Below are 13960 nucleotides of genomic sequence, written 5' to 3' on the forward strand. Positions count from 1 at the left end.
AAAATCTGGCCGATAAACTAATGACAAGGGTATGTTTAATTATTTACTCCTTGTTGTATTTTTTTTGAATTTCTCGTCTACTTGTTGCAATATAAATTCTTGAGCACTCTTTATATGCTTTTCTGCATATTCTTTAGCCTTTTCACTATCTCCCTGTGATATGGCCTCTATAATATCTCTATGCTCCTCTCCCAATCTATTGGAGCTATTAAATCTATTTATATATCTAATCCTAAATCTATGGACCTGCTCCCTTAAACTATCCACTAGAGATATCAATCTTTTATTCCTAGATGCCTTAAATATTATGTCATGGAGTTCAATATCCTTTTCTATAATCTCTTTTTTATTTTTTCTAGCTAAACTTTCGTTAAATTCATACAATTTACTTTTCAATATAGCCAATTCCTGTTCTGTAATCCTTTTAGATGCTAATGATGCTGCCAATCCCTCTAATACAGATCTTATCTCTAATACATTGAGCAAATCATTTAAAGATACATCTGCTACATAGGCACCCTTTCTAGGTTCCATTACAACTAATCCCTCTAACTCTAATTTTCTTATGGCCTCCCTTACAGGAGTACGACTAACTCCCAGCTTCTCCCCCAATTGTACTTCCATTAGTCTCTCGCCAGGCTTTAATGCACCATCTATAATTGCTTCTCTCAAATACTGAAAAACAATTTCTCTAAGAGGTTTATAATTTTGTAAATCCAATTTACTTAAATCCTTTTCCATTTATACGCCCCCCATGATTTAATCTTAGATTGTTTTAGTCATAATAACTTTTCCTGCCCACCTTTCTAAATCGTTTTTACACCTAGACATATTTTCATAATCATCAAATATACCAAAAACTGAAGGTCCACTACCGCTCATCATACTCCCCAATGCTCCAAATCTCATCATCTCTAATTTTATTTTCTCAATAATAGGATATTTCTTAGCAGTAACAGTTTCTAAAACATTAACCATATTTGAAGCTAGTTCCTTTTGATAATTACTATTTATATACTTTATTAGTCCTTCTATATCAGGATGTCTTTTTATATTATCTAAATCTAAAGATTTATAAACTTGGGCTGTAGATACATCTATGGGAGGTTTTGCTAACAATATATGAGTTTCTTTCATTTTCTGTATTGCAGTGAGCTTTTCACCTATTCCCTCCGCCAGTGCCGTTTTTCCCATAATACAATAGGGAACATCTGCACCTATATTAACGGCTATATCCATCAGCTCTTGATTGGTAAGTCCCATATTCCATAATGTATTTAGTCCCTTTAATACTGCCGCTGCATCGGCACTACCTCCAGCCAATCCTGCTGCTACAGGAATATGTTTATCAATATGTATTCTAATTCCATTATCGACTTTATATAAATTAGACATCAATTTCCATGACTTATACACTAAGTTTGAAGCATCTACAGGAATATTGGGATTACTACAGCTTATACTTATATTGCCAGCTTCTATTTCTTCTATATACAAAACATCGTGCAATTCTATCTGTTGCATTATCATCCTAAGTTCATGATAACCATCTTCTCTTCTAGATATTACATCCAATGCTAAATTTATTTTTGCATGTGCATTAATTTCTACAGACTTTACCATGTCATCAACTCCTATTATACTATACATTTTATATTGAATACATATATTTTGATAATTTTTCTACAATCATATTTTTCCTCTTCTTTACAGGTATTATATCAAAAACATGGAATATATGAAAGAATTTGAAACTAACATAAAACATCATAAGAAAAGACGGCCTAAGCCGTCATATCATTTACAAATATATTATTATAGTTTAGTTAGTAGCTAGTAGTTAATAGTAAGTAGTTTAATGATGAGAACCATAGGTTCTCTACCATTAATTAACTACCAACTACAGACTACGAACTACCAACTATCTTCATTAATCTGGCAGCCTTATCAATCTTTATATAATCTCCCCATCAATATACTTTTCTATAATTATCCTCTCTCCTGGCATCAAATTATCAGGATTTTTTATATCATTAGTAGTTATTAGATCCTCAGTAGTTGTATGATATCTTTTGGCTATATCCCATAAATTATCTTCCTCTTGTACTATATATATAGTTATACTGGGTCTACTTTTTAGATCTATATCCTTACCTTCTTCATCCACATTTGTCACTATATCTATGTCTCTAATCCTACTTGCCCTTACATCTATTCCCAGTGTAGATTCAATCTCTACTTCCTTTTCACTTTTTTTAGTATAGTGGACTCCCTCTAATGCTAAATTTATTTCACTTTCCATATCCTTAGTTATATTTTCTAAATCTATATATGTCTTTATGGGTACATCCCTATGCACTTTCTGTATATCTCCTTCTTCTTCACCTTTATACAACATATTTACATCTAATACAGCTTCCAATATAATCTTATCCTCTATAATCCTATGGTCTGTTAAAATGGGTTTAACTTTTACATCATATATATCCACTAAGTTTTCTTGTTCATCTATAGCAATTGTAGATTTTATAGGTTCCTTTATCTTTTTATTTTCCAATACCTCTTCTATTTTTAATTGCTCATTTTCTATATCTAGATCCTTAAACGTGGAATATGTATCTGTTATTATATCTTTCTCAATTTGATTATATACTTTAGTATTTACAGTTAATAAACCCTCCACATCTACTATTCTTCTCTTTTGGTCCAGATCTTCTTTTATATCATATACTAGACTCTCCACATCCATATTGGCAGAATAGTCCATATCTTTCATTACGCCAGACATCTCAACAAAATGGGTAAAAGGAATCTCATGGAATACATAATTTAATCTTTTACCAGAATCTGTTCCCAAATACATCATATTTATGTTTAATGTCCCACCTATTATTACTTTATCCTCGACCACTTTTACTTCTTTTTCAAGAACCTCTCCATCTAATTTCAATACTTCTAATACATCTGACATACCTTCTTCTATTTCAAATGCTTCTTTAACAACTGTAGAAGATTTTTTTTCTCCAACCACATTGTTATACTTAATCTTTTCTTTAAGAGTTTGTAGCCCTTCTATACCCTTTATATCCTCAATTATCTCTATATTATCCCTAGTATAGGTCTTTCCTTCCAACTGTAACACAACTCTAAAGTCTATTTTTCTTCCCTCTACTGTGGAATAGTCTAAATGTTCAATAATGGCTCTAACTTCACTTGCCATTTTATCGGTTATTCCTTCTACCTCTATTTCCTCATTAAATTTAGCCGTACCTTCCAAATTGTGAATAGATAGTTCTCCCTCATTGGCACTATATAAAACCCTTACCTTCACTATACCCCCCACCACTATTTTATCCTTTAAGACTTTTTGTTCTTCAATTTTGACAATACCATCTAAACTTAAAATACTATTGAGCTTAGGTTTATCTTCTGATATCAATATCTCTCCTTCTACCATAGTCTGATTTTGACTATGTCCATATTTCTGCTCTATTTTAAGCTGTTCTTTAATCAATTCTACTGCCATGGCCTATCCCTCCCTATATATTTATTCCATATTAAGCATATAATCTATCAATAATATATCTATGCAAAAACTTATAATATAATGAAAAAAAGTCTTTGATTTAATAAAATATTAAATCAAAGACTCAAATTGTTGTATGGGATTAGTTTTTAGTTCTTGGTTCTTGGCTCTTGGTTCTTAGTTCTTAGTTTAAGGATGAGAACCTTAGGTTCTCTACCACTAACTACCGACTACGAACTATCATTATACTAAAAACTCAATTAATATATAATTACTCTGGATTTTTCTGGCACATTATCATATATATATTTTGCCACATCTACAGGTAGTCTTATACAACCATGACTGGCAGGTTGACCTAATTTCTCTGCCTCTTCATCTATAAAATTACCCTTCTCATCTGTGGGTATAGAATGAAAAAGATATACACCCTTAAATCCTACCCAATATTTACCACCTTGTTCATGTCTCGGTGTATAAAACGCCTTTCCCCTTCTATCAGACTCTATTTGAAATACTCCTCTAGGGGTAAAATGATCCCACAGTCCGCTGGACGCTATGGCCTCTTTCTCAAGCTGACCATCTTTATATATTTTTAACTTTTGATCCTGATGATTGAACACTAGTGCATACCCCTCAACATTTTCATCATATTCATGGGGTGGTACTTCTTTAGTTCTTACATATCTAGCATCTACATAGCCTTCTGTGCCGTCATCAAGAAGGACCTTAAACCATCCATAGGGAAGAGTTTCTGTAAGCTCTACCTTATCTAAATCCTTCAACTTATGGATTACTTTACTACTCATTGATTTTTCTTCATATACCTCTACTATACCATCTCTATCCAAAGTATCTAGTGCTTGTCCAATATATACCTTCTCTTCTTCTTGAGCTTTTTCGGGCTCCTCATTATCTGTATTCTCTTCTACATTATTATCTTCTTTTTGATGATCCCCAGAAATTGTTTCATTATCTGTTGGTTTTTCCATTGGCTTATCGCTACATCCAACTGTTATAAATACTATTGCTAATACTAGCACGATTATCTTTCGTTTCATATATTATCCCTCCAAAAAAGCTTTTACTCCATTATAACACAAAAATTATTATACAAAAATTAAAACCGCCCAATGGCGGCGATGTAATATATTAACTAGCCTGTATTCTTTTGTCTTCATTGCAAATTGTAACTTCTACTGTTTCTGTTAATATGTCAGAGTAACTGTAGGAAACCCTCCTTACAGAGTCATGCCCTCCGTCTATTTTTACTATAAATATGGAAGGATAGGCATTTTCAAGGATACCTTCTCGAACTGTAGTCTTTTTTCTTCCTTTGTTTGCTTTAAGTCTAACTTTAGACCCAATATAATTTTCTACATTCTCTTTTATTCTACAAAGACTATTTTTTTCCATGGGAAAAATCACCTTCTTTCAAATTATCCATAAGCAATTAAAAGAATGTATATTCTACAAAGTCACACCATTATATTATCATAATTATAATATAATGTCAAGTTTGAAATTATTATTATACTACTTATTTGCAATCGTTGTCAACTGTTATTTTAGTTATATTTCTTTAATATTATTGCTTTTAATAAGAAAAATAGGGTTACATCCCTATTTTATTAAATAATACTGTCTAATCCCATCTGCTATACTTTTGGAAACTTTCCTCAGATAATCTTCCTTTGATAACAACATTTCTTGAGCTGGATTAGTTATATAATCTACTTCCAGCCATAAACAATTTACAGGTATTTGCCTCAATATATAGAAGTTGGCTTCTTTTACACCTCTATTAATTATACTCAAGTCTTTGCTAAGTTGTTCTAATATAGATTCTCCCAATGCTTTACCTTGTAAATCTCCTTTATAATAATATCCCTCTGCTCCCTTTACTGAAGAGTTATGAAATCCATTCAAGTGTATACTCAAGAACAAATGGGGCATTATGTCCTTACACTTATCTACCCTATCAGATAATGGTACTAATCGGTCTTTTTCTCTAGTTATATAGGTTTTACTTCCCATGTCTTCTAGCTCATTCAATAAAAATTTAGATATATTTAATACAACATCTTTTTCTAACAATCCTGTATCTCCTATATTCCCTAGAGAATCCTTTCCTCCATGCCCTGGATCTATCATTATTATTTTGCCCAATAAGGGCTTTTTTATACATGGGGTGTAGATACTAGTTATCTCTACTCCAGTATAATAATAATTTATTATTTCCCTATAGTTATAGCCTTTTTCAGCCATAACACTTCCACCATATTGACACAATCCTAACCCATGTCCTTCTCCCTTAGTCTCTATAAGTAGTGACTTTGGCGTTATAAAAAAATTTGTTGAATTAAGATTCAACAGCTTTTTTATCTCTACGCCTTTAAATTCTCTACCACACATATTTATCTTATTTATTCTACCCCGTTCATCTTTAAAAATTTTATCTATAATCCCCAATAGATATTCTTTGTTTTTTCCCTTTAAATTAATCCCTAATTTTTTTTCAAGTTCATCCATATTTATTTCTTTAGTATTTTTAAAAAACGGTGAGTCTTTACAATGATCACATAATACTTTTCTTAAATACAAAATTCTATTGCCTAAAACATCTTCAGAATTTTCAGTAGACCCTCCACATGTATGGGTATACAGTGCTTTTATGGGCTTTTTATTTTTCGTTATAATAAGACCTCTAGTTTCTTTTATGGCATAATCCACCTTAGATATAATATTTTGTCCTCTTTCAGTATTTATGAATTCTATAAACTCATCTTCTTTCATTATCTCTATACAGTGTCCTTCATCACATACATCACATCCATCATGCATTAAACATCCTCTTCCTCCATATATCCTCATATTCCTTATCAAAAGGGTTCGGGCTATTATACTTTGAACCTTCAAAAATTCTTCGTTTAACGTAAAAAAACCTTGAGCCAACACTACTCTTCTTATTGCTTCCTCTAAAGTCAATTTTGTCACTCTATCTAAATTAGTAGTATACATATCTATATAAATTATATTATTATTCCTATTTATCAAATCTATTACCCCCTAAACTTTATTTGGTAATAACTATTCCTTTTGTTTATAGTTTGATATAATATATAATATGTTGGTAAAAGATTCATTGTTACTAAATATAGGAAATACAGTTCTTAGCTCTTAGTCATATACATAACAAATGCATAAAAAAAGTATTATTATCTAAACTGGGAACTTTGTACTGCAATTAAAGGGGGAAAATATCATGAAAGGTACAACAGTCTCTGCATGGATAAAAACATGTAAGAAAAAATATGGTGAAGATTTAACTATAGAAGCTATGGAATCTATAAATATGGATCCCAATAAAATATTTAAGCCTACTGAAGATGTAGATGATTCTTATCCCTTTGGTATGGTAAATTTTATATCAGAAAGGTTAAATAAATCTTCATATGAGATATGGGAAGAAATAGGGATAGACAATATAAATACATTCTTTAATGATTATCCAGCATTCTTTGACCATAAAAACTTATATTCATTTTTAAAATCTATGTACGATGTACATGTGGTCATAACACAGAAAATACCTGGAGCCAAACCTCCACTATTAGACATAAAGGCTATAGGAAAAAACACAGCAGAAATGACTTATAAATCCTCTAGAGGTATGTTCGGGTATTTTCATGGTCTATTAAAGGGTGCTGCTCAATTCTACGATGAAGATATAGATGTAAAAACTGTAGAAAAAACTGAAGATTTTACTAAAATACATATAACCTTTCCTGAACAAATATATAGATATAAATCATATAAAGTGAATAAATTATTGTCCTTTGGATTTATCAAAAGTATGGAAATGAAAATAGCCTTAGCTTCAGTAATTCTTATAGGAATACCCCATATATTCTTATCAGATATTATAGATGGCAATATACTCAATAGTATTATTTTAGGATTATCTTTCTTTGTTCCATTAGTAATTTCGAAACTACTTTTTTTACCTAAAAATAATATTACAGCCCAACTCAAAGATTTATCTGAACGAAATTATGCTGAAGACAATGATATAGCAACAAATGACTTTTTCGAAGACATAAATCGATCCCTAACTTCATTTAAGAATATTGTAAAGAGCGATTTTGTAGGCTTCAAAGGTATGACTGATGAATTAAATGTATTTGGAGAAAAATTTAATGATATTTCAGTAAATATGAATGATACGTCTAAAGATATTGCTGGAGTAGTTGAACAGGTTGCAGAAGGTGCTGTTAACCAAGCTGAAGAAACTGAATCTGCCGCATATCTTTTAAATAACAATATAAAGGCATTAAATGAAATAGTAGATAAAGAAAACAATAGTAAAAACGAATTAGAAGTAGCTGTTGGAAAAATCAACGATGGGTATCAAGAATTAAAAAATACATCTTCTAATCTACAAGAAATAATTACACAGTTCTCAAAAGTTAAAGAAGACAGTCTATCTCTACAAAACAAAGCTAAAGATGTTACTAAAATCGTTAGTGCTGTAGAGGCTATATCAGAACAAACTAATCTTTTAGCACTAAATGCTGCTATAGAGGCATCTAGAGCTGGAGACTTAGGCAAAGGGTTTGGAGTGGTTGCACAAGAAATTAGAGAATTGGCCGAAGAATCCAAGGATGCTGTTAAAAATATAAATAACAATCTATTGTCTTTCATAAAGGAAATTGATCAATTGGTTACCCAAATTGAAGAACAATTCACTACCCTTAACAGCGAAAATAAAAATTTATCCAATGTGGCTCAAGGTAACTATGATACCGTTGTAAGCATAGAAAAAGTATCTACTTCACTCATAGAAATGATTAATCAATTGACCAGTGAAGCCAATGCTATAAATGATGTATCCTCAAATATAGAAGCGTTGGCTGCCATAGCCGAAGAAAATTCTGCATCTTCTGAAGAAGTAAGTGCAAATGTAACCACATATACTCAAGAATTAGAAAAGATGATGGGAAATATAAGAGAATTCAAAAAAGTTTCAGAAGGATTTAGAAATGATTTAGAAATGTATAAGATATAAATGTTTAAAAAAAGTTAGTAGTTCGTAGTTAATAGCTATTAGTTTAATGATAAAATTCATGGAATTTCTACTATAAACTAATAACTATTAACCGTTAACTACTAACTTTTTTAATTATTGACTACAGACTACCAACTATTACTATCTTCTAAAAAAACATATTTCTTCTTGTTAAGAATATGATCGCTATAGCTGAAAATACTGCAGACAATGTTATAACCAATAAGAATGCATGGGGTGAATTTTGAAAAGGCAACCCTACATTCATACCATAAAAACTAGCAAACATTGTTGGTATCGACATAACTATAGTTATAGATGTCAACACTTTCATTACTATATTCAGATTATTAGATATAACAGAAGCAAATGCATCCATCATACCACTCAATATATTGCTATATATATTTGCCATCTCTATTGCCTGTTTATTCTCTATTATTACATCCTCCAATAAATCTTCATCTTCAGGATATAATTTTACTGCATCTACCTTCAAAAGCTTTTCCATTACTATTTCATTTGCCTTTAGAGATGTAGAAAAATAAACTAAACTCTTTTCTAAATCTAGTAATTGTATGAGTTCTTTGTTCTTCATAGATTTATGAAGTTGCTTTTCTATTTTATTACTTATCTTATTTATTTGCTTTAAATATAATAAATATCTTGCTGCTATTCTAAAAAGTATCTGCAATACAAATCTAGTTCTCTTATATGTGTAAAATCCTCGCACTTTATTTTCTATAAAATGGTCAATAATATTATTTTCCTTTAGACATACAGTTATTATATTTTTTTCATACAATATTATACCTAATGGTACTGTATAAAAGACATAAGAATCTTCATCCTTTTCTACCATGGGTATATCCACCAATACAAGTACTTGACCATCCTCTATCTCTAGCCTTGAACTCTCCTCATCATCCAAAGGCGCCTTGAGAAGATCTATATCAATCCCAAATTTGGAATTTATATCTTGTATCTCTTCATCAGTAGGGTTTACCATATTGATCCATGCTCCCCTATTGACTTCTGATATTTCCTCTAGTTTACAATCTTCATTAGTATTATAGATTTTAATCATCTTTGTCACCCCTCTTAGTTATTTTTCCAAGCATTCCCTCCCATCACCATACAATTTGATATAGTAATCAGTGATGAAAAGAAAGATTTAAATATTATATATTTCCTTTGAAAACAGCAACTCAGACTAGGACCATCGTCCACTTTTCACCACCTCCTAATTATAATAAAACAAAAAAACCTTTCAACAAGTGAAAGGTTTCCCACCTAACACCTGTTGGGGTTTAGCACTATATAGCTTAGGTTCAACCAGCCACATTAAGTATAACCTTTACGATTATACCTGTTATACCCATTGGCATCTCTGGATGTTTCTGGGCAGTGGCATATTTCTATATAGGAGCCTCTCCTAACCAGGTATCAATATTCATCAACATATATTATATTATTAAATATTTATATTTTTTGCAAGTCTTTATTTGATATATTTATCTAGTACATTTATTATCTCATCAATTTTTTCATCGCCTTTTCCTTCAAGTATAGCTGATTTGACACAACTTTTTATATGTTGGTCTAAAATATGGAGATTTGATTTTTTCAAAAGCCCTTGTACTGCCAATATCTGTTTTGATATATCTACACAATACCTATCATCATCAATCATCTTAATTATGCCTTCTATTTGACCTTTAGATGTCTTTAATAGATTCTTTGCCGCCATTCTTTGTTGGTTCAATGATTTTCCCCCTTGTCTATTTGATTTCTACTACATCATATCCTGCCTCTTCTACTGCTTTTTTGAGATCATCATTTGATACATTTTCAACTTGGACTTCCGCTTTTTTCCCTTGTAAATCCACATCTACTTCTTTCACTCCTGATAATTCATTTAATGCCTTTTTTACTGCCATCACACAATGTTGACAACTCATTCCTTCTATCATTATACTCTTTTTCATAATTTTTTTCCTCCTTTTATCCTTTGAATCTTTTTAGTCTTAAAGAATTTGTAACTACTGACACAGAACTAAATGCCATAGCTGCCCCTGCTATCATAGGGTTTAAGAATCCTAATGCAGCCAATGGAATCCCCGCTGTATTATATGCAAATGCCCAAAATAGATTTTCCTTTATAGTTTTCATAGTCCTTTTACTCAACCTTATCGCCATGGCTATATCATCTAAATCTCCCTTCATAAGGGTTATATCTGCTGCCTCCATAGCTACATCAGTTCCTGTACCTATGGCAAACCCTATATGAGAAGTAGCCAATGCTGGTGCATCATTTATTCCATCACCTACCATACCTACCATTTTGTTCTGTTCCTTTAATTCAGCAATTTTATCTGCTTTGTCCTCTGGAAGCACATCAGATATCACATTATCTATACCAACCTCATGGGCTATTGCATGTGCAGTTCTTTTATTATCTCCTGTAAGCATATACACATCTATATCCATCTCCATAATACTTTTTATTGCATCTATAGAGCTTTCCTTTATAGTGTCTGCTACTGCTATAATTCCAGAAATTTTTCCATCTAATGAAATCATCATGGCAGTTTTACCCTTTTCTTCTAAATCCACTAATTTATCTTCAATAGAAGATATAGATATATTTTGTGCATTCATGAGTCTTCTATTCCCTATATATATTTTCCTATCATCTATATCAGCAGTAATTCCCTGTCCTGGTATAGCTTTAAACCCTTTTATTTCTTTTAATTCTATATTCCTTTGCTGTGCCTTTTCAACTATCGCCCTAGCTAGAGGATGTTCTGAAGCATTCTCTGCCGATGCAGCCAACATAAGAATCTCTTCTTCTGATTCATTATATGTTATTATATCTGTTACTTCAGGTTCACCCTTAGTTATAGTTCCTGTCTTATCAAATACTATAGTATCCATTTTATGAGCCTTTTCTAGATATTCCCCACCTTTTATAAGTATTCCTCTTTCTGCACCCTTTCCTGTACCTACCATTATAGCAGTAGGTGTAGCTAGACCTAATGCACATGGACAAGCAATAACCAATACTGATACAGCATTTACAAGGGCTACGGAAAAGTCGTTTTCCGCTACCATCCATCCCACAAATGTCACCAATGCAATAACTAATACTGCTGGTACAAAAATACCTGATATTTTATCTGCCAATCTTTGGACTGGAGCCTTTGAGCCTTGGGCATCTTCAACTAATTTTATTATTTGAGATAATACTGTATCTTTTCCAACTTTTGTCGCCTTAAATTTAAATGAGCCGTGATTATTTATAGTAGCACCTATTACTGTATCTCCTATCTCTTTATCTACAGGAATACTCTCCCCAGTAAGCATGGATTCATCTATAGATGAACTCCCCTCTATTATTTCTCCATCCACAGGGATCTTTTCTCCTGGTTTAACTATTACTATATCACCTTCAACTACATCTTCTATAGCTATGTCTTTTTCTTCATTATCCCTTATAACTCTAGCCGTTTTTGCCCTAAGACCCATAAGTTTCTTTATAGCCTCTGATGTTTTTCCCTTTGCTATGGCCTCCAACATCTTTCCTAATAAAATCAATGTAATTATTACAGCAGAAGATTCAAAATAATAGTGTTTAACGCCTATAATAACATTATATACACTATAAAAATATGCTGCAGAAGTTCCCATGGCTACTAGTACATCCATATTAGCTCCTCCACCCTTTATAGAGTGATATGCCCCTTTGTAAAATCTATATCCTATTATAAATTGTACTGGAGTAGCAAGTGCCAATTGTACGTATCCATTATTTAGAGGGGTCATCTTTCCTGCCATATGGAAAAACATAGCAGAAAAAAGTGGCACTGATAATATTGCAGAGATTATAAATAAAGTTTTTAATGTCTTTATTTCTTTATTCCTTGCATCTCTTTGATGATCCTCTACATTTTCTGATATAGTTGACCCATTGTATCCAGTCTTTTCTACTATATCTATCAATCCATTGATATCTATCTCTTTACCATTATACTGTATATCTGCCCTATTGGTAGCAAGATTTACAGATGCCTGATATACCCCTTCTGTTTTATTTAAAGCCTTCTCAACTCTAGTAGAACAAGCAGCACATGTCATACCCTGAATTTCTAAAACAATTCTATCCGCGGAAATTTCATATCCTGTTTTTTCTACTGTATCAATCAAATCTTCAATATTTAATTTTTCGGTATCATATTTAATAGTTGCCTTCTCTACAAGTAGGTTCACATTGGCTGAATTTACACCATCAAGCTTTGATAGGGAATTCTCTACTTTATTGGCACATGCAGCACATGTCATACCTGAAATATTCAAATTAACTGTTTTAACCATTTTATCCCTCCTTGTCCTACCCCCTATGGGGTGGGTTGTTTGTATGTACATAATATCATAAAATAATATACCTGTAAAGAAAATAAAAACTACCTCAATATTAATCGGGTAGTCCTTATCTTACGATTACTCTCTTCTCTGTTATTATATAATCCATTAGTGCTATACTAGCCTCTGAAGATATTCTATTTAATATTTGAAAATCATAAGCAAGTCCTATTATTGGAGGTTTTTCTTTTATTTCATTAATAAGATCTTTATAAAATCTGTACCCTATTAGCCGTCCTCTTATATCAAAGGCCAAACCGGAAAGTATTATTAAATCTATATCATTAATATCTACTTTTTTTACAATCTTATAATCATTTTCAATAAAAAAAGATTTATCTTTGTTTTTTAATAATTCACTATTATTTTTAACATTAATTATATTTATATTCCCTTTTTCAAAATCAATTGATGGGACAATTAATTTCTTTTTACTTTCAAAGGAGTTGTTTAAAATCTCATCTGCATTTACTTCGTGATCACTACTGATATATGTCATTAAAGTTTTACTTTCTTTAAATACAGCTAATTTAAATAATGTAGAAATTATTCTATGGCTATAATCTGTTATCTGATCTTTAGTTAAATTCTCTCTAGCCATTAATATTTTTTCTAAGGTAGCCTTGTCTTCTAAAAACCTCATATTGTTCCTCCATTCTTTAGAGAAATACACAGTTCACCCTTTACGCATATAATATATATACCATTTATTAAATATATTAAACAGTTTTTTTACAATAACTATATTCTAATATATATAATATACCCTAATTTCTACAATATATGAAAAAAAGATGGCCTAATTCAAGCCATCTCTTAGCATCTTCTAACTCCTTCTGCTGTAACAAAAAATCCCCTTCTAAGCCAACTATTGTTATAATCAATATTGAAGCTATCATACTGAGACAATAAATCATCATCAGCTATAAAGCTTATATTGTCTA

General features: G+C 31.3%; 12 protein-coding genes and 1 riboswitch. Of the genes, 1 reads left to right on the plus strand and 11 read right to left on the minus strand.

The window, feature by feature from the left end; translation table 11 throughout:
- Positions 1-39: 39 nt before the first annotated feature.
- The 6 genes from Q326_RS0100405 to Q326_RS0100430 all read right to left on the minus strand — a co-directional run bounded on the left by Q326_RS0100405 (position 40) and on the right by Q326_RS0100430 (position 6583).
- Complete coding sequence (locus Q326_RS0100405) at positions 40-741, minus strand: GntR family transcriptional regulator (RefSeq protein ID WP_026893570.1); 702 nt, start codon at positions 739-741, stop codon at positions 40-42.
- A gap of 24 nt (positions 742-765) precedes the next feature.
- Positions 766-1623 (minus strand): 4-(cytidine 5'-diphospho)-2-C-methyl-D-erythritol kinase, encoded by an 858-nt coding sequence (ispE, locus tag Q326_RS0100410; protein ID WP_034600659.1) that lies wholly within the window; start codon positions 1621-1623, stop codon positions 766-768.
- 331 nt (positions 1624-1954) lie between these two features.
- The gene (locus Q326_RS0100415; protein ID WP_026893572.1) at positions 1955-3526 is read right to left on the minus strand and encodes a DUF3794 and LysM peptidoglycan-binding domain-containing protein; all 1572 of its coding nucleotides are present in this window, start codon (positions 3524-3526) and stop codon (positions 1955-1957) included.
- 260 nt (positions 3527-3786) lie between these two features.
- A complete protein-coding gene (locus Q326_RS17780) occupies positions 3787-4587 on the minus strand; it encodes a L,D-transpeptidase family protein (RefSeq protein WP_051530995.1) in 801 nt (266 codons plus the stop codon).
- Positions 4588-4678: 91 nt separating this feature from the next.
- Positions 4679-4942, minus strand: a complete 264-nt coding sequence (locus Q326_RS0100425; RefSeq protein ID WP_026893573.1) for a Veg family protein — start codon at positions 4940-4942, stop codon at positions 4679-4681.
- Positions 4943-5149: 207 nt separating this feature from the next.
- Positions 5150-6583 carry an N-acetylmuramoyl-L-alanine amidase gene (locus Q326_RS0100430; RefSeq protein ID WP_051530996.1) on the minus strand — a complete coding sequence of 478 codons (1434 nt, stop codon included), beginning with the start codon at positions 6581-6583 and terminating at the stop codon, positions 5150-5152.
- A gap of 208 nt (positions 6584-6791) precedes the next feature.
- On the opposite strand from Q326_RS0100430, the gene Q326_RS0100435 reads away from it, so the two are divergent.
- Entirely contained in the window at positions 6792-8594 is a 1803-nt protein-coding gene (locus Q326_RS0100435; protein ID WP_026893575.1) for a heme NO-binding domain-containing protein, read from the plus strand.
- Between the two features lie 148 nt (positions 8595-8742).
- Here Q326_RS0100435 and Q326_RS0100440 read toward each other — a convergent pair whose 3' ends face one another.
- The 5 genes from Q326_RS0100440 to Q326_RS17785 form a co-directional block, all read right to left on the minus strand.
- Positions 8743-9681: a magnesium transporter CorA family protein gene (locus tag Q326_RS0100440; RefSeq protein WP_026893576.1), complete on the minus strand. Its 939-nt coding sequence runs from the start codon at positions 9679-9681 to the stop codon at positions 8743-8745.
- Between the two features lie 199 nt (positions 9682-9880).
- Positions 9881-10044, minus strand: a riboswitch (M-box (ykoK) riboswitch).
- A 51-nt stretch (positions 10045-10095) separates the two neighbouring features.
- A complete protein-coding gene (locus tag Q326_RS0100450; RefSeq protein ID WP_026893577.1) occupies positions 10096-10359 on the minus strand; it encodes a metal-sensing transcriptional repressor in 264 nt (87 codons plus the stop codon).
- Between the two features lie 16 nt (positions 10360-10375).
- Entirely contained in the window at positions 10376-10582 is a 207-nt protein-coding gene (locus Q326_RS0100455) for a heavy-metal-associated domain-containing protein (RefSeq protein WP_026893578.1), read from the minus strand.
- 16 nt (positions 10583-10598) lie between these two features.
- Entirely contained in the window at positions 10599-12968 is a 2370-nt protein-coding gene (locus tag Q326_RS0100460; RefSeq protein WP_026893579.1) for a heavy metal translocating P-type ATPase, read from the minus strand.
- Between the two features lie 115 nt (positions 12969-13083).
- Positions 13084-13689 (minus strand): 5-formyltetrahydrofolate cyclo-ligase, encoded by a 606-nt coding sequence (locus Q326_RS17785; RefSeq protein WP_488655819.1) that lies wholly within the window; start codon positions 13687-13689, stop codon positions 13084-13086.
- Between the last annotated feature and the right edge of the window lie 271 nt (positions 13690-13960).

Origin of the sequence: Clostridiisalibacter paucivorans DSM 22131 (assembly GCF_000620125.1) — a bacterium.
Lineage (GTDB): Bacteria > Bacillota > Clostridia > Tissierellales > Clostridiisalibacteraceae > Clostridiisalibacter > Clostridiisalibacter paucivorans.